Origin of the sequence: Actinoplanes sp. TBRC 11911 (assembly GCF_012933445.1) — a bacterium.
Lineage (GTDB): Bacteria > Actinomycetota > Actinomycetes > Mycobacteriales > Micromonosporaceae > Actinoplanes.
Genome location: NZ_JABBNC010000028.1, coordinates 50,813 through 69,427 on the forward strand (window position 1 = coordinate 50,813; position 18,615 = coordinate 69,427).

The following is an 18,615-nucleotide window of genomic DNA, read 5'->3' on the forward strand; positions in this document are numbered from 1 at the left end:
CTGGCCTAAAGTCAGGGTCGTGACCGATGTGATGGTGAGCGCCAGGCCGGCTCATTCCGACTGGAACGAGCCCGACTCGGTGCTCGGCACGTACGTGGCGCAGATGGACCGCCTCACCGATCCGGTCGACCCGGGCGTGCCGTTGAGTCTGACCGTTCACGGGCTGCTGGTCGCCGGCGAGCTGATCCCGCAGTGGCAGTGGTTCCTCGAGGTCAGCGAGCTGAACGAGCACCAGGACGCCTTCTACACCGGCATGGCCGAGCACGTGAAGGAACAGTCCGACCTGGCACACGGCGCGATCAAGCTGCGCGACGTCGGTGGCGAGGTGACCCAGCGCCAGCACAACGCGCTGATGGCACCGACGCGCTACATCCATCTGCGCAACGCCCGGATCCACTCCCCGGACCGTACGGGCGAGGAGCCCTGCCTGTGGCGCGGCCGGCTGTGTGACGTCTCCGGATGGACCCCGGGCGTCCAAACGGGTTAGGTCAGGCGGCGGTAGCGGTGGACCGCCAGCGGGACGAAGACGGCCAGCAGCGCCAGCGGCCACGCGACGGCCAGCCACACCGGCTGGTCGGCGCCCGGGTTGCCGAACAACGCGCGCGTCGCCCCGGCCGTCGCGGACAGCGGGTTCCCGTCGGCGATCGCGCCCAGCCAGCCGGGCATCGTCGACGGCGGGGTGAACACGCTCGACAGGAACGCCAGGGGCCAGACCAGGATCTGTAACGCCATCAACGTCTCCGGGCGGCCCGCCGCGAGGGCCAGCCACATTCCCAGCCACAGCAGGGCGAACCGCAGCAGGAGCAGCAGACCCACCGCGGCCAGCGCGGAAGCGAATCCGTTGTGCCAGCGCCAGCCCATCGCCAGGCCGCAGGCCAGCAGCACCAGCAGGCCGACGGCGGCGTTCAGCATGTCGGCGATGCTGCGGCCGGTCACCACGGCGCCGGCCGCGATCGGCATCGTGCGGAAGCGGTCGGTCACGCCGCGGGTGGCGTCCGTGGCGACGGCCGTATACGTGGTCTCGATGCCGAAGGCCATCGTCAGCGTGAACACGCCGGGCAGCAGGTATTCGTGGTAGTCGCCGCCGCCGGGGATCGCGATCGCGCCGCCGAACAGGTAGCCGAACATCAGCAGGATCATCACCGGGAACAGCAGGCCCAGCAGCAACTGCGCCGGTTGGTTGCGCCAGTGCAGCAGGGTGCGGCGGGTGAGGGTCCAGCTGTCCGAGGCCATCCAGTACGCCGTGGTCATGCCGGAGTCCTTTCCTCGGAACCCGCCGTGAGATGCAGGAACACCTCGTCCAAAGTGGGCTGTCGCAGCGCTATGTCGGCGGCGTCGATCCCGTTGTCCTGCAAGGCGCGAGCCGCGCCGGTCAGGGCCGCCACGCGGTCGCGTACGGGAAGGGTGATCTGTCGTTGATCTTTGTTGATCCGCACGGGACCGAACGCGGCGAGCAAGTGCGCCGCGTCTGTGAGACACAATGGGTCGCGGATCACCACATCCAGGTGGTCGTCGCCGAGGCGGCGCTTGAGGGCGTCCGTGGTGCCGGTCGCGAGCGTGCGGCCCGCGGCGATCACCGTGATGTGGTCGGCGAGCTGGTCGGCCTCGTCCAGGTACTGAGTGGTGAGCAGGACCGTCGTGCCGTTGGCGACCAGGCGGCGGATCGCGGACCACACCTCGGTGCGGGCGCGCGGGTCCAGGCCGGTGGTGGGCTCGTCGAGGAACAACACGGCGGGACTGATGATCAGGCCGGCCGCGAGGTCGAGGCGGCGGCGCATGCCTCCGGAATACTGGCGGACCGGCTTGTCCGGCAGGTCGAAACGCTCCAGCAGCTCGGTGGCCCGGGCGCGGGCCGGTCGCGTACCGAGATGGTGCAGGCGGCCGAACATCTCGAGGTTCTGCCGGCCGTCCAGCTCCTCGTCGACGGCGGCGTGCTGGCCGACCAGGCCGATCCGGGCGCGCACCCGCTCCGGATGCCGCGCGACGTCGTGCCCGGCGACCCGCGCGTGGCCGGAGCTCGGACGCAGCAGCGTGGTCAGCACCCGGATCGCGGTGGTCTTGCCCGCGCCGTTCGCTCCGAGCAGGCCGTGCACCGTGCCGGGCGGCACCACCAGGTCGAACCCGTCGAGAGCGGCAACCGCACCGAACCGGCGGGTCAGTTGCTCCACCATAATCATCGCTTCTCCTTACGCCGTACGGAGTTAACCACATTACTCCGTACGCTGTAAAGAGTGAGATGCTGGCACCGTGACGACGGACTTCAGCGGCGCCGGCGACCCCGTGCGCAGCATCGAACTGCTGTGGCGGGTGCAGGAGCGTCCCCGCCGCGGGCCCAAGCCCCGCTTCTCGGTGGACGACGTGGCGGCCGCCGCGATCGCGCTCGCCGACATCGACGGGCTCGGCGCGCTGTCGATGCGGCGGGTGGCCGAGCGGCTGGGCGTGCAGGCGATGTCGCTGTATACGTACGTGCCGGGCAAGGCCGAGCTCATCGACCTGATGCTGGACACGGTCTGCACCGAGATGCCGATGCCCGCCGACGTGCCGGGCGGCTGGCGGGCCCGGCTCACGCTGGTCGCCCGGTCGAACTGGGAGCTCTACCTGCGCCACCCGTGGATGCTGCAGGTCGCGACCACCCGCCCACCGCTGGGACCGAACCTGCTCGCGAAGTACGACTACGAGCTGCGCGCGGTCGACGGCGTCGGACTGTCCGATCTGGAGATGGACCTGATCGTGCAGATGGTGACCGACTACGTGCACGGGGCGGTGCGCGGCGCCGTGGGGGCTACCTTGGTGGCGCAGGCGACCGGGCTCAGCGACGAACAATGGTGGGAGCGGGCCGCGCCCGTACTGGAAAAGGTCTTTGATCCGGCCCGTCATCCGACGGCGGCGCGGGTGGGTGCGGCGGCCGGCGAGGAATATCAGGCCGCGGCGGATCCGGCGCGGGCGTTCGCGTTCGGGTTGGAGCGGCTGCTGGACGGCGTGGAGTCGCTGATTTCCCGCCAGACGGGCGATTCCGAAAAATAGCGACGGTGGCGGACCGTCACGCGGCGATCGGATTCTGCTTCGGCGGCATGGCGGCGCTGACCCTAGCCCGCTCGGGTGTGCCCCTGGCCGCGGCGGTCAGCGTGCACGGCACCCTGGAGACGAAAGCGACGACCGGGCCGGTGCAACCCAAAATCCTGGTGTGTCACGGTGCGCTGGATCCGCACGTACCGATGACGCAGGTCAATGCGTTCAGTGAGGAGATGACGGCGGCCGGGGCCGATTGGCAATTGATTGTGTACGGGGGAGCCCAGCACGGTTTCACCCATCGCGACGCGGTCGCCGGCTCGACACCCGGGGTTGCCTACGACGAGCGGGCCGATACGCGTTCGTTCGATGCGATCACACGGTTTCTGGCGGAGACCATGACGGCGTCCACACCGTGACATCCCGCAGATCGGCGCGACGCGACCGGCTGTACCGGCACAGTTTCCCCAACGCGGGATGCGGATTGTCGTCGCGCCAGATCAGCGACAGCGGATAGATCGGCGACGGGTCGCGCACCGGAACGCGCCGCAGGTCGTAACTGTCCGGCCACAGGTAACGCGAGCCGGCACCCACGAACGTCGCCAATTCGGCCGAATCGGCGATCTCCTCCAGCAGGGATTCGTTGCCGAACACCGGGCCCACCACGTCGATGGTCAGCCCGAACGCGCCGGCCAGTTCCGCGTAGTAGTCGGCCCATTCCGTGCCGGCCGCCATGCCGGGCATCCAGATGCGATGCCCGGCAAGTTGCGCCGGACTGACCGACGCGGCATTCGCGAACGGGTGCCGCGGGCCGACGAGAATCTCGTGCGGCTCGTCGATGACCCGCACCCAGGTGATGTGGTCCGGCAGATGCGTTCCGGGGACCCGTACGGCGTGGAAGGTCGCGTCGATCGTCCCGGACTCGACGGCGGCGATCGCGGCGTCCACGTCACCCGCGAGCGTGACGACGTCCAGCTCGATCGCCGGATGTGCCCGATAGAAATCCTGCAGCAGGATGGCGGACGCGATCCGCCGGTTGACGACGTCGACGCGGAGCGCGCGCCGGCCCGGACGCACCGAGGCATCGGCCCGATCGGCGACCCGCAGCAACTCCCGGGCATGGGGCAGGAACGCCTGGCCGTCGATCGTGAGCACCACACCGCGCGGGGTGCGGGTGAACAGGCGTACGGCCAAATCTTTCTCCAATGCGGCGATGCGCTTGGAGACGGCCTGCTGGGTGACCGACAGGGTGGCGGCGGCGTCCTGGAACTGGCCGGTTCCGGCGGCGGCGACGAACGTGCGTACGGCCTCGAGGTCCACCCGGGCGACCTTTCCACACAACGGACGGTTGTGACCCGCCGCCGTTTCCGTTGTTTGATCCGCCGGGCCGGCCCCTGCTTGGATCTCGTGCTTGCGACTCGGCGGGTCGAGGGGGCGGGGATGGGCCGGCACTTCCGATGGTTGTGGACGTCGTACGCGATCAGTGCGTACGGTTCCGGGCTCGGCTTCGGCGCGTTCCCGCTCATCGCCGTGCTCGTGCTGCATTCCGGTCCGGCCCAGGTGTCGGCGCTTTCCGCGATCGGGCCGGCCGTGGGCGCGCTCATCGCGTTACCGCTCGGCCCGTGGGTGGAATTCCGCCGCAAACGCCCCGTGATGATCACCATGGATCTGGTGCGGTTCGCGGCGATGATGACAATTCCTTGCGCGTACGCCTTCGGCCTGCTCAGTTTCGTCCAACTACTCGTCGTTTCGGCCGTGGTGGCGGCGGCGAAGATCGCGTTCAACGCGGCCAGTGGTGCGTTTGTGAAGGAGCTGGTCCCGCCGTCGCAATTGCTCGTGGCGAATGCGCGCTTCGAATCGACGACGTGGAGTTCGATCGCGGTCGGGCCGCCGTTGGGGGGCGCGGCCGTCGGGCTTTTCGGGCCGGTGACGACGGTGGTCGCGGACGCGGTCAGCTATTTGTTGTCGGCGCTCGGCATCACCGCTATCCGGCGGCGGGACGAGCATCGCCCGGTGCGCGCCGCCGGGAGTCGTCTCCGGTTCGGTGACGTGCTCGACGGCTGGCGGCATCTGCTCACGCATCGCGCTCTGCGGCCGTTCTTCCTCAACCACCTCCTGACCAGCGGCCTCATCATGGCGACCGAGCCGTTGCTGGCGGTGCTGATGCTGGGCCGGCTCGGGTTCCCGCCGTGGCAGTTCGGGCTCGCCTTCGCGGCGCCGTGCGTCGGCGGCTTCATCGGCTCCCGGCTGGCGCGGCGGGTCGTCGCCCGGTTCGGCCGGGACCGGATCCTGCTGGTGGTCGGCACGCTTCGAGCGGTGTGGCTGATCGGCCTGGCGTTCGTCCGGCCCGGCGTCGTGGGCCTGCTCACCGTGATGCTGGTGGAGTTCGCGATCATCGCCTGCATGAGCCTCTACAACCCGGTGTTCGTGACGTACCGCCTGGAGCAGACGCCGCCGGATCGCATCGCGCGCACGCTGACGGCCTGGTCGATCAGCAGCAGCGCGTCGATCGCGGTTTGTAGCGCGTTGGGCGGGGTGCTGGCGAGCTGGACGAGTCCGCGCACCGCTTTGGTGGTGGCCGGTTTGCTGATTCTGGCGACTCCGCTGTTGTTGCCGCGCCGCCGCGAGTTGCTGGGGGCCGGGGCGCCTGCCGCCGCCGTCACGTCTTCGCGGGCGGCCTCGCAGGTGGGGGCGGATGCGAGCGGGGGCGTCCGCGAATGAGCGCTCGTTTTCCGGGGGTGTCGGCGTAGATGCCGAGCTCGGTGTTGTCGAACGAGCGTTCGTTTTCCGGCGCTGTTGGCGTTGGCATCGGGCGTTCGGAGAACGAGCGTTCGTTTTAGGCCGTCGCCTTGCGCGGGCCGATGTTCAAGAACGAGCATTCGTTTTTGGGCTGTCGCCCATGAACGCCGGCCGGATGTCCGAGAACGAGCGTTCGTTTTGCGGCTGTTGGCCGTGGGCGCGGGTCGGGAGTCCGAGAACGAGCGTTCGTTTTTCCGGTGGCGGTGGCGGTGGCGGTGGTGCGGGTGCTGGGCTGGGAGGATCGGGGCGTGTTTGTCGTCGGGGTGGGTGCGCGCCGCGGAGTCTCGGTGGGGGATCTGCGGTCGGCCGTGGACACGGTTCTGCGGGAAGCCGGGCTGGTGGACGCCGACGTGCGCATCCTCGCGACCATCGAGCGGCGTGCGGCGGAGCGTGGCGTACGGGAAATGGCGCGGGAGAAAGGCTGGGAGCTCGTGCCGCTGGATGCCGTCGAGCTCGGGCGTCAGGATGTGCCCCACCCCAGCGCTACCGTGCATGCCGCCGTGGGGACCGCGAGCGTCGCTGAGGCCGCCGCGCTGGCCGCAGCCGGAAGCGGAAGCCGGCTCACCGTCCCGAAGCGGGTTTTTCCGGGCGTCACCGTCGCGGTTGCGGCGATGCGCTGACGGGTACGTGCCGCGTGGCGGTTGCGGCGATGCGCTGACGGGTACGTGCCGCGTGGCGGTTGCGGCGATGCGCTGACGGGTACGAGCCGCGTGGCGGGCGCGGCGACGGGCTGACGGGTGCGTTCCCGCTATGTGGACAACGCAGTCACATCGTGGACTTTTGGTGAACCTTGGCGAGTTGCGCCCACATACGAGCCATAACTTTCCAAGGTTCACATCCGGCCCCGAAAGGCTGCTGGACGAAAGCCACTTTGTGGGACAAAAGCTCCATCCACAATGGAGGCAGGTCCCACATTCCGGACGCCAGGTCCAGGATGCGGTCGACGGTCTCAGTAGATGGCCGTCCGTCCCACGGAATGGAAGCAGCTGCGGGCCGCTGGCTGGGTGAATAGTCCAGCAATTCAGCTGATCACGGGAAATGTCGGACATCGTTCCGGACGCGCCTGGCCGTGTTCGGTTACGCGGGGAGGGGTGGCGGGCGCGGCCGGTCGCCGTCACTGAAGATCCGGATGGGCCGAACTGTCATGGCCTTGTAGCCAGGGCCCTCTCTGGATGGCTGCGAGTTGTGACGGGGTGATCCGCTGTGCGTCTGTGAGACCCGCGGCTGCGAGGTTTGCACCAGATTTGGCGGGGAATGACAAGGCGCCGGCGCCCGACCGAGTACAAGCAATGAACGGTATTCGAGGAAACGCGTTGGATTACTGGGGCGGGAAGCATTTAAAGGGGAATGCGCGGGCCGTTTTGCGTTTTCCATGTTGCGGCTGTTTCTGAAGTGCTGGGAGTGTGCTTTGGGAATGCTGCGCGGGAAAGCTAAGACATTCTGAAAAAGCAGGATTTTTGGGTGTCGATGGCACTTGAATCTAACTTGTGGTGGTCCTCCGGTTTCATCCCGTCCGGCGGCTGGCCCTGCTGGTGGCGGTCGTCCTCGTCCTGACCATGTCGGCGCCGCCGCAGTGGGCGATGGCGGTAAGCCTGCTCGGCAGCTCGGCCGACGGCATCCGGGCAACCGTCAAGCTTCTGCAGCTGCCCATCCTGGGGCAGAACAGCGGAGTGACGCTGAACGTCGGTGTCCCGGCCAGCCCGAGCGCCTGGCCGGGTTCTCTGACAACGCAGAACCCGCAGACCAACGTCCTCAACATCCTCGGTCTCGGACAGCTCGCGTCGGCCGGCGTCATCACGCTCAACGCGAACTCGCCGGCCGGCGGCGGCAGCCACGCGGACGCGAGCGTCGCCAACCTCAATCTGCTCGGCGCCGTGACCAGCGTCGGCGCTATCAAGACTTCCTGTGACCTCACGCCGTCGGGTATCTCCTCGTTCACCGACGTCGCCGCGCTCAAGGTGAGCAACCTGGCGGTCAACCCGGACGTGAACGTCGCGGTCGATGTCCCCGGTCTCCTTACCGCGACCGTCGACCACCGGACTCTCACCTGGGATTCGAACACTGGGCTGCTGACCTACCGGGTCGGCGCCGTGGACGTCGACCTGCTCAACGCGCTCAGCATCATCGCCAGCGGCACCGTCAACATCGCCACGTCGACCTGCAAGGGCTATGTCAAATACGGCAACGTCGTCGTCGACGGGGCGACGCTGAGCCCCGGCCAGAGCGGCACCCCGACCGTCACCGTCAGCAACATCGGCGAGGTCGGCACCCCGAACACGGTCATCACGATCCCGGCGCCCCCGTCCGGCTACACCCTCGGCACCCCCACCGTCACCGGCGGCGGCACCTGCACCAAGAACGCCGCCCAGGTCACCACCTGCAGCGGGGTCACCGTCCCGGCCGGCGGCAGCGTGAAGGTCTCCCTGCCGGTCACCCTCAACGCCAACGCCACCGGCGTGGCCGCCGCCAACTGGGCCTCCGGCACGGGCGGGATCACCGTGGTCAGCACGCCGGTCGCGGGCGCCGGCGGCACGATCAGCCAGACCGGCACCGGCACGCTGGTCACCGCCAGCCCGCCGTTGAGCACCGGCGGCGCGCTCAACGTGGTGCCGCTGCAACTGCAGGCCGGCAAGAACGGCACCGCGAAGGTCACGATCACCAACAACGGCCCGTCCGACGCGGCGAACACCACGATCACCATTGCTCGAAGCGCGCTGCCCACCGGCGTACAGGTCAATTCGGTGAAGGTTGGCGGCAACCTCTGCACCGGCACGAGCACGATCACCTGCCCGAACGTGAACGTGCCCGCCGGCGGCACCGTCTCGGTCGACTTCGACGTCGCCGCCGGACCCCTTACCGCGGTGGGCTCGACCGTCAACGTCACCACCGCCACCGCCACCCTCAACAGCAGCGCCAACCTCAGCACCAGCGGGAACCTCATCACCATCACCGACCCCGACGTCAACCTGGACAGCGGCGTCAGCTTCACCGGGATGGACGCCGTCCCGGGTGGACCGCAGGTGACCCAGCAGGTGAAGGTCGCCAACGTGGGTGCCACCAACGCCACCGGCACCACGATCACGCTGCCCGCGGCGCCCGCCGGATACACCGTCGGACCGGTCACCACCTCCGGCGGCGGGACATGCACCGCGACCGGATGCACCGGCGTCACCGTGCCGGCCAAGGGCTTCGTCACCGTCACCATCCCGGTCACCCTCGGCCCGGCGGTCACGGCGCCCTGGACGGGGGCGGTCACCTCGGCCGGCGGCGGGTCGAGCGGCACGGTCTCCGGCACGCTGATCACCCCGAAGCCGTCGTACGCGTTGGGGATCAGCGCGACCGCACCACCGGACGGCAAGGTGAGCCCCGGGCAGACGACCAGCATGACGGTCCGGGTGTACGACCAGGGGCCGTCCAACGCGCCGGGCGCCTCGTTCGTGGTGGTCGCGCCGCCGAACACCACGTTCGCCCAGCCGACCGGCGTCTCGACGGCCGTCTGCCCGACGCAGACCAGCACCACGCTGACCTGCGCGACCCCGCTCAACGCCGGCGATCCGGGGGTCACCCTGACGCTGCCGCTCACGGTGTCGGCGGCCGCCGACACCACCCAGCCGATCACCGGAGGCTGCGTCAGCACCGACGGGGTCGCGGGATGCGGCGGGACCGACCCGAGTCTGCCCGCGTTCACCTTGCGCACCGCGCTCGAGACCAGGCTCACCGTGGACACCGTCCCCGCCACGATCACGCCGGGCACGACCGGGACCGCCAAGGTACGGCTGACGTCCGCTCAGGACGAGACCGGCCTGAACCTCACCGTCCCGACCACCGACCTGCCGGCCGGCTTCACCCCGCTCTCGGCGAGCGTGGCGGGCGGCCCGGTCTGTTCGATCGGCCCGCCGATCACCTGCACCGGGATCAGCCTGACCGCGGGCCAGCCGAAGGACGTGTCCATCCTCATCTCGCTGGGCCCGACGACCCAGCCGGCCACCTGGACGGCGAACGGCATCACCGTGATGTCGGGGGTCGAGAAGGACGTGAGCGACGGCAAGCTGGCGACCACCACGGCGCCGGCCGCGCGGCTGACCGCCGTCGTCACGGTGCCGCCGGACAACACCGTCGAGCCCGGCCAGACCGCGAACGTCGGGATGACGATCACGAACCAGGGCCCGTCCGCCGCGACCAACGCCACCGTCACGGTCACCCCGCCGATTGGTACGACGTTCGGCACGCTCACCGACCCGGCCGCCGTGGCGCTCTGCCCGACCCGGGTGGGCAGCGTGCTCACCTGTAAGGTGACCGCCGGCGTCGGCCAGTCGACCAGCACCGTCACGCTGCCGGTGAGCGTCCCCGCGTCGGCCGGCCCGGACACGAAACTCACCGGCGGCTGCGTCAACACCGACGGCGTGGCCGGCTGCCTGGGCGCGGACGACGCGGTCATCCCGGACATCAAGCTGAAGTGGCCGTTCGCGTCCCGGCTGACCTTCGCCGCCGACCCGGCCGCGGTGACACCGGGCTCGAACGGCACCGCGACGCTGCACGTCACGGCCGCGCACGGCGCGCTCAGCGGGCTGACCGTGACGGTCCCGCTGAGCCCGATCCCGGCCGGGGTCAGCGTCGGCCCGGGCGCCACCGTGACCGTCGGCGGCGTCACCACCCCCTGCGTCGTGACCACCACCGTGCAATGTGGCCCGCTGTCGCTGGCGGACGGTCAGACCGCCGACATCACGATGACCGTGGCCGCGACCTCGGACGCGCCGCAGGGCAGCTGGAACCCGGCCATCACCGCCGCCGCGGCCGGCGCTTCGACGCAGACGTCGCTGGACCTCGCCGACGTCGGGCCGCCCGCCTACAAACTCGGCGCGACCGTGACGCTGCCGCCCGCGACGACGCTGCTGCCCGGCGGCACCAGCACCCTGCAGGTCACCGTCGACAACAACAACGGACCGTCCGACGCGAACAACGCCAAGATCACCGTGCTGGCCCCGGCGGGTGCGCATTTCACCGCGCTCGCCCCGCCGACGTCCAGCTACTGCACGGTGATGCTGCCCGACGACACGCGGGCGCAGTGCACGCTCGACCTGGCCTACCAGCAGCAGGTGACGCTCAACCTGCCGATCCGGATCGACGCGTCGGCGCCGGCCGGGCAGCCCATCTCCGGGTGTGTCGACCTGAACAGCGACGGCGCGTGCACCGCGGCCTCCGATCGCAACATCCAGATCACCCTCGGTACGCCGTTGTCCAAGCGCCTGACCGTGGTCACCGACCCGGCCGGGATCGTCCCCGGCGACCCGACCACCAGCACCGCCACCGTGACGCTGACCTCGACGACGGCCGAGACCGGGCTCGCCGTCACCATCCCGTACACGGGCAAGGACGGAAGCATCACGGTCGGCTCGGCGACCGTCCCGGGCAGCACCTGCACCTGGAACGGACAGATCCAGTGCACCGGCATCACCCTCGCGGCGAACACGCCGAAGGTGATCTCGATCGGCATGACCGCGCCGCCGAACGCGCCGCAGAGCACGTGGACCACCAGCGGCATGACCGCGAAGACGGCCACCGAGACCGCCGCCGAAGCCGGTGACCTCGCCACCGTCCTCGCGCCGCGGACCTCGATCACCGTCACCGACGGCGTTCCGGCGGCGGGCACGGTGTCGGCCGGCGACGACGCGACGTTCACGGTGCGCGTCGACAACGCCGGGCCGTCCGACTCGCCGACCACGAAGTTCACCGTGAAGGCGCCGGACGGCACCACCTTCGTCACGGTGCCGAGCGGCTGCGCCATCACCCTCCCGGCCCTCGCCACCTGCTCGGTCAACGTGCCCGCCTCGGTGGGACCCGGCCCGGTCCTGAGCTTCAAGGTGCACATCCCGGACGACGCCGACCCCTTCACCCCGCTCGGCAACGGATGCGTCAACCTCGACGGCGGCGACTGCAAAGGCCCGGACGACGAGGTCATCGACCCGATCGTGCTGAAGGTCCCGCTCGCGCGGCGGGCGACCGTGACCACCACCCCGGCCACCGTCACCCCGGGCGCATCGGGCACCGCGCAGCTCAAGGTCACCGCCACCAACGGCGCGCTCAGCGGCGTCACCGTGGTGGTGCCGACCGGCGACCTGCCGGGCAAGATGCACGTCACCGCGATCAGCGGCGCGAGCTGCACCCCGCCGCCGGTGAGCTCGACCGACTGGACGTGCACGATCGCGTCGATCGCGGACAAGACGACCACCGTGCTGAGCGTGACCGTGACCGCGGACCCAGACGCGCCCACGTCCCTGACGTGGACCGCGCAGGGCATCAAGGTCAGTGACGCCTCGGACTCCATCCAGGTGGACCGTCCGATGGCCACCACCGGCGCGCCCTCCTACACACTGACGCCCGGCGCGACGCTGAGCCCCGCCACGATTCTGCCGGGCGGCACCGGGACCTACTCCGTCACGGTGCAGCACAGTGGACCGTCGAAGGCGTCCGGCGTCAAGTACGGCGTGATGGTCCCGGCCGGCGTCAGCTTCGGCACCCTGCCGGGGAACTGTGTGGCGGACCCGGCGTCGTCGCGCCGGCTCATCTGCACCGACGACTTCGCCCCCGGCGCCACCGTCACGACGTCCGTCCCGGTCCAGGTCAGCGGCACCGCGGACCCGGGCGCCGCGCTGGCCGGCGGCTGTGTGGACATCAACAACGACAGCTACTGCGCCACCCCGCCGGACTTCGCGCTGCCGGCGATCACGGTCGGCACCCCGTTCGACCGGCAGATCTCGATCACCACGCAGCCCGGCACGATCGGTTCGAACAGCAGCGGCACCGCGGCGGTCGTCGTGCACTCGACCACCGCGCAGACCTTGGACGTCAGCATCCCGCTGACCGGCAAGCCGGCCGAGATCGGGGTGAGCGGGGCGACCGCGAACAACACCCCCTGCACGGTCACCACGACGATCGACTGCGACAACATCACCCTGGCCGCGCCGGGCGACATCACCGTCACGCTGAACGTCGCGGTCGCCCAGGTGAGCCAGCCGATCACCTGGGCGAGCAGCGCCATCACGGTGACCGGGGCGAACCCCGGCGAGTCGGTCACCGGCGGCGGGGTGCTGGTCCATACGTCCGCGCCGCAGTACCACCTGACGGCGACCACCACCGCGCAGGCCGACGACGTCGTGCTGCCCGGCGGCACCGGCACGATCACCGCCACCATCAAGAACACCGGCACCGACCCGGCGCCCTCGATCCCGGTGACGCTGCGCGCCCCGGCCGGCACCACCTTCGGCGCGCTCAGCGGAACCACCTTGTCGCTGTGCCCGACCCGGACGCCGACCACCCTGACCTGCACGGTCACCGTGCCGGCCAACAACGGGACGGTCGGCCCGCTCACCCTGCCGATCGTGGTGCCCAGCACGGCCGGCGGCACGATCGACGGCGGTTGTCTCGACTTCAACGGCGACGCGACCTGTAGCACCTCCGCGCCCGACGTGGCGTTGCCCAAGTTCGTGCTGCGGGTGCCGCTGCCGCAGGTGATCAGCGAGGTGCCGGGCGCGGTCGAGACGATCACGCCGGGCCGCACCGCCACCGCCGAGGTCGACCTCAGCGCCAACGCCCTGCGCCCCGGCCTGCTGGTCACGATCGACACCAGCGACCGGCCGGCCGGGCTGGTGATCACCACCGCCAAGATCGGCAGCACCACCTGCAACGTCGACAACACCGCGAACACCATCACCTGTACGCCGGTGGACTTCCAGGGCGGCAAGACGCTCATCCTCGCGCTGGATCTGACCGCCGCGCCGATCACCGCGGCCAAGACCTGGTCGCCCGCGGTGACCATCGCCGAGATGGCCGGCAGCACGGTCAAGGACTCCACCCAGCTGCGCCCGGACGTGGTCACGGTCAACCCGCCGGACGCCACGGTCACGGCGAGCGTCGCCGTGCCGCCGCCGGGCAAGGTGCTGGCCGGCGACACCGCCGTCGTGACGGTCACGCTGCACAACACCGGGCCGTCCACCAAGGTCGGTGCCACGTACGCCTTCCGGGCGCCGGCCAACAGCACGTTCACCGCGCTGACCGGTGACGCCGCCGGCTACTGCCAGCGGGCCTCGGACGTGCTGGTCACGTGCACGCTCAACGTGCCGCCCGGCGACGTGGTCTTCGACCTGGGCCTGAAGGTGGCCGACAACGCCGACCCCGGCAGCACCCTGGGCGGCGGCTGCATCGACAACGACGGCAACAACGTCTGCAACGGCAACGATCCGGTCAAGATCACGATCCAGCTCGGCAAGACGTTCGCCGATCACGTCGACCTGAGCGTCGAGGGCGGCACGGTGGTCCCCGGCCGCACCGGCACCGGCCGGGTGCTCGCCGTCGCGGATCAGACGTTCACCAACGCGTCGCTGACGATCCCCACCACCGGTGCGAACGCGCTGCCGGCGAAGATGCGCGTCACGAACGTGACCGCGGGAACCGGCTCGCAGTGCACGTGGACCGGAAAGATCTCGTGTACCGCGGTCACCGTCCAATCCGGATCGCACCATGTGGTCACCGTGACCGTCGCCGCGGATCCCGACATCGCCGCCGGGGTCACCTGGACGCCGATCGTGACGCTCGCGGACAGCTCCGGCAGCCCGGTGCAGGCCAGCGGCGTACTGATCACCAGCGGCGCGCCGGAGTCCACCATCACCTACGCGCCGGCCGCGGTCACCGGCACGGTCAAGCCCGGTGACACGGTGACCATGGCGGTGACGGTGGGCAACGCCGGCCCGTCCGACGCCACCGACGTCACCACCCGCGTGAAGGCCCCGGACGGCACCCTGTTCGGCTCGCCGCCGCCGGCCGGATGCGTCGCGGTCGGCAACACCGTGTTCGACTGCAAGTTCAGCCTCGCCAACGGTGCCACGGTGAAGTGGAACCTGCCGATCCAGGTCCCGGCGAGCGCCGACCCGGCCAGGCCGGTCACCGGCGGGTGCGTCGACAAGGACCGCGACGGGTGCGGGACCGGCGACATCACGCTGCCCGACATCGCGCTGACCCCGACGTTCGTGCAGGCCGTCACGCTGTCCGCGGACCCGGCCGAGATCACGCCGGGCCGGTCCGGCACGGTCGCCGTCAAGGTCGCGGCCACCCACGTGCAGAACGGCATCAGCGTGACGATCCCGTTCGACGACCTGCCGCCCGGCATGACCGTCACCGGGGCACGCGCCGGCAGCGGCACGTGTGTGCTCGGCACCGGCGACGTCACCTGTTCCGGCCTGAGCGTCCCGGCCGGCGGGGCCACGCTCATCACGCTCGACGTCGCGGTCAAACCGGCGGCGCACCCCGGCGACGGCTGGTCGCCCGCGATCACCGCCACCGACGGGAAGCAGACGCTGCACAAGAGGCTCACGAACGCCGCCGTCATCGGCGCCGCGGACATCGCGGTCACGGCCGAGGTGGCCGACGTGCCCTCGGCCGGGACGGTGCACGCGGGCGGCACCGGCACCATCGGTGTCAAGCTGACCAACGGCGGCACGTCGTTCGCCGGCGCCCAGCAGTTCTCGATCGTCGCGCCGGACGGCGTCACGTTCCCGGCGCAGACCGGCACCACCGGGCAGATGTGCGCGAAGGTCTCGGACATCCGGCTGGACTGCACCGTGGACGTCGGCGGGAACGCGCGCACCCAGTTCCCGATCACCTTCGAGGCCGCCGCCGGCGCGGACCCGGCCAAGCCGCTGACCGGCGGGTGCGTGCGCACCGGCCTCGGGTCGGACTGCCGGTCCTCGGACGCGCCGATCCCGGACATCCAGCTGTTCCGGCCGGCCGCCGACACGATCGTGGTGACCGGCGCGCCGGACCACCCGGCCCCCGGCGCCAACGGGACCGGCGGCGTCGTGGTCACCTCGCCGACGAAGATCACCGGCGCCACCGTCACGGTGCCGCTGACCGGGCTGCCGGCCGGATTCACCTACGTCGGAGCGTCCGGACCGACCGGCTCGCAATGCTCGAAGACCGCCACCGAGGTGAAGTGCACGGGAGTCACCGTGGAAAGTGGCGGCGACACGCCCGTGAAGATCACCGTGCGGACGCCGGCGAACGCGACGTCGTCGGTGACCTGGCGGCCCACCGTCACGGTGGTCGCCGGCAACGCGACCGTGACCGGCACGGCGGATCTCATCACCCCCGGTGCCCCGGTGGCGCCGGTCTCGTTCACCGTCACCGGCCCGTCCGGCAGCGTCGCGCCCGGCGACACCACCACGTTGCGGATCAGCGTCGCCAACGCCGGCCCGTCGGTCGCCACCGGCCGCACCGCGACGATCAACGCGCCCACCCACACGAAGTTCGGAGCATTGTCCGGCCAGGTCGCGAAGGACTGCACGCGCACCAGCGACACCCAACTGAACTGCACGTACGACGTGGACCCGGCGACCAGCCTGGAATGGGTCGTGCCGCTGGAGGTGGACGGCGACGCCCAGGACGGCGACACCCTCTCCGACGGCTGTGTATCCGCCGGGACCGACAAGACCTGCGGCGACCCGGCCGACGTCGCGGTCGGCGACACGCCGGTCGACCAGCCGCTGAGCAGGACCGGCGCGGTGCAGCTCGGCACCGTCGTGGCGAAACCGGGCGAGCCGGCGACCACGAGCGTGACCATCTCGGCCACGGTGGACCACGACAACCTCACGCTGACCGTCCCGTTGAGCGCGCTGCCCACCGGCATCAAGGTGACCGGCGCGTCGATGGCGGACGCGTCCTGCACCGTGACGAGCACCCAGATCCGGTGCACCGGCGTCGATCTGGCGGCGGACACGCCGCGTACGTTGACGATCGATGTGGCCGTCGGTTCCGGGGTGAGCGCGGGCACCGCGTGGAAGGCCACCGGCATCGTGCTGGCCGACGCGGACGACGCCACCGACCGGCTCACCGCGTCCGGCACGCTGGTGACCACGGACACCCCGGCGTACACGGTCAGCGTCACCATCGGCTCCCCGTCGCCGGCCAAGCCCGCGTCCGGCGACACCGCGGTCCTGCCGATCCACATCGTGAACTCCGGTCCGGGCGACGCGAAACCGTACGAGATGGTGGTGGTCGTCCCGCCCGGCACGAAGCACGGCACCCTGCCGGCCGGCTGCGTCGAGGGCGCGAAGGCGAGCATCGTGATCTGCAAGGTCACCGTGCCCGCGGGGGAGTCGGTGAACCTCGAGGTGCCGATCGTGGTCGACGACGACGCCAAGCCCGGCGACCAGGTCTCGGACGGCTGCCTGGACGGTGCGCTGGCCACCGGCACCCCGAAGTTCGACTACACCTGCGGTGGCGACGACGACGTGGCGATCCCCGGATTCGAGGTCGGCCGGCACGCCGTCAACCTGGCCATCTCGTACGGGGGAGCGACGGTTCCCATCAAGCTGGGTGAGGACGGGCTGGTGGTCAAGGTCCCGTACGCCAACGACGGCACCCTGATCGCCGACAACGTGGCCTTCACGATCGCGCCGCCGGAGGACGTCTGGGTGGCGAAGGCGACCGTCCTGATCGACGACTCGAACGCCGAGGTGCAGGCGCTGGCCGCCGAGACGACCATGGTGGACACCACGTGCACCGGCGTGGCCTCGGGCGCGGCCAACGAGGTGGCCTGCGAGGCGCCCGACTCGGCGGCGCTGTCCGGAAGCGAGCTGTGGCTGACCCTCAAGGTGGGCTCGGGCGCGAAGGCCGGCACCCACCTCATGCGGGTGACCGTGTCGACCAGCAGCGCGGACGGCAACACCTCGGACAACGCGGTGGACATCCCGTTGGTGCTGGCCGCCGCCTCCGATAACGGGACAAATCCGGATAATGACGGATCGAGTGGGTCGGGCGGCGACACCAGCGGCACCGGCGGCGGCACCAACAACGCGGGCGGCCGGCTCGCCAAGACCGGTGCGCAGATCACCGGCCTCGCCCTGCTCTCGATGATCATGATGGTCGTCGGCTTCACGACCGTCACGCTGGCCCGCGAGCGGGGGCTCAGGCCGGGTACGGCCACTCGTGCACGGGCCGGTTCTCATGCATCAGCGGAAGGTATCGCCGAAGCATTTCGTGGAGCGCTTCGCGTCGGTCGTACCCGTCGGCCTCCACGGCATGCAAGGTCTGCACCTGCCAGGCGGCACCGTTGCGGTGAGTGAGGCAGCGCTGCTCGATCACCCCGAGCAGCCGGTCCCGCTCGGCCGGCGAGACACCCCACTTGTCCAGCCCGGCGTGCGCGAGCGGCAGCAACCGCCGCAGCACCAGCTCGGTCACCTGGATGTAGCCCAGGCCCGGCCAGAACACGCTGGCCTCGATGCCGTGCCGGGCGCAGGTGTGGAAATTCTCCTCGGCGGCGCTGAAGCTCATCTGCGTCCACAACGGGCGCTCGGCGTCCGCGAGCGTGCGGATCAGGCCGTAGTAGAACGCCGCGTTGGCCATCGTGTCGATGACCGTCGGACCGGCTGGCAACACCCGGTTCTCCACCCGCAGATGCGGCCGGCCCTTGACCACCGCGTAGATCGGCCGGTTCCAGCGGTAGACCGTGCCGTTGTGCAGCCGCAGCTCGCCCAGCTCAGGGATCTCGCCGCGTTCCAGGATGTCGGTCGGGTCGGCGTCGTCACAGATCGGCAGCAGCGCCGGGAAGTAGCGGACGTTCTCCTCGAACAGGTCGAACACGCTCGTGATCCAGCGTTCCCCGAACCACACCCGCGGCCGTACGCCCTGCGCCCTGATCTCCTCCGACCGGGTGTCGGTGGCCTGCTCGAACAGCGGGATGCGGGTCTCGCGCCACAACTCGCGGCCGAACAGCAGCGGCGAGTTCGAGCCGAGCGCCACCTGGACGCCCGCGAT

General features: G+C 70.5%; 9 protein-coding genes. 6 read left to right on the forward strand and 3 right to left on the reverse strand.

Annotated features, from left to right (window positions below):
* Positions 1 to 19 precede the first annotated feature (19 nt).
* Positions 20 to 487, forward strand: a complete 468-nt coding sequence (locus tag HH310_RS30315) for a hypothetical protein (protein WP_169179116.1) — start codon at positions 20 to 22, stop codon at positions 485 to 487.
* Here HH310_RS30315 and HH310_RS30320 read toward each other — a convergent pair.
* Together HH310_RS30320 and HH310_RS30325 are read right to left on the reverse strand one after the other, a co-directional pair.
* Positions 484 to 1,251 carry an ABC transporter permease gene (locus tag HH310_RS30320; protein WP_169179117.1) on the reverse strand — a complete coding sequence of 256 codons (768 nt, stop codon included), beginning with the start codon at positions 1,249 to 1,251 and terminating at the stop codon, positions 484 to 486. The genes HH310_RS30315 and HH310_RS30320 overlap by 4 nt on opposite strands.
* Positions 1,248 to 2,177, reverse strand: a complete 930-nt coding sequence (locus tag HH310_RS30325; protein WP_169179118.1) for an ATP-binding cassette domain-containing protein — start codon at positions 2,175 to 2,177, stop codon at positions 1,248 to 1,250. Before HH310_RS30325 ends, HH310_RS30320 begins: the two co-directional genes overlap by 4 nt.
* A 70-nt stretch (positions 2,178 to 2,247) precedes the next feature.
* On the opposite strand from HH310_RS30325, the gene HH310_RS30330 reads away from it, so the two are divergent.
* Positions 2,248 to 3,024, forward strand: coding sequence for a TetR/AcrR family transcriptional regulator C-terminal domain-containing protein (locus HH310_RS30330; protein WP_169179119.1), 777 nt, complete (start codon positions 2,248 to 2,250; stop codon positions 3,022 to 3,024).
* A 5-nt stretch (positions 3,025 to 3,029) separates the two neighbouring features.
* Positions 3,030 to 3,428 (forward strand): dienelactone hydrolase family protein, encoded by a 399-nt coding sequence (locus HH310_RS30335; protein ID WP_169179120.1) that lies wholly within the window; start codon positions 3,030 to 3,032, stop codon positions 3,426 to 3,428.
* On the opposite strand, the gene HH310_RS30340 is transcribed toward HH310_RS30335, so the two are convergent.
* The gene (locus HH310_RS30340; RefSeq protein ID WP_169179121.1) at positions 3,385 to 4,329 is read right to left on the reverse strand and encodes a LysR family transcriptional regulator; all 945 of its coding nucleotides are present in this window, start codon (positions 4,327 to 4,329) and stop codon (positions 3,385 to 3,387) included. The two genes, HH310_RS30335 and HH310_RS30340, sit on opposite strands and share 44 nt — an antisense overlap.
* A gap of 87 nt (positions 4,330 to 4,416) precedes the next feature.
* On the opposite strand from HH310_RS30340, the gene HH310_RS30345 reads away from it, so the two are divergent.
* The 3 genes from HH310_RS30345 to HH310_RS30355 all read left to right on the forward strand — a co-directional run bounded on the left by HH310_RS30345 (position 4,417) and on the right by HH310_RS30355 (position 17,924).
* Positions 4,417 to 5,730 carry an MFS transporter gene (locus HH310_RS30345; protein ID WP_312034413.1) on the forward strand — a complete coding sequence of 438 codons (1,314 nt, stop codon included), beginning with the start codon at positions 4,417 to 4,419 and terminating at the stop codon, positions 5,728 to 5,730.
* Positions 5,731 to 6,005: 275 nt separating this feature from the next.
* Positions 6,006 to 6,428 carry a cobalamin biosynthesis protein gene (locus HH310_RS30350; protein ID WP_169179122.1) on the forward strand — a complete coding sequence of 141 codons (423 nt, stop codon included), beginning with the start codon at positions 6,006 to 6,008 and terminating at the stop codon, positions 6,426 to 6,428.
* 867 nt (positions 6,429 to 7,295) lie between these two features.
* Positions 7,296 to 17,924, forward strand: a complete 10,629-nt coding sequence (locus HH310_RS30355) for a DUF11 domain-containing protein (protein WP_169179123.1) — start codon at positions 7,296 to 7,298, stop codon at positions 17,922 to 17,924.
* Positions 17,925 to 18,615: the final 691 nt, after the last annotated feature.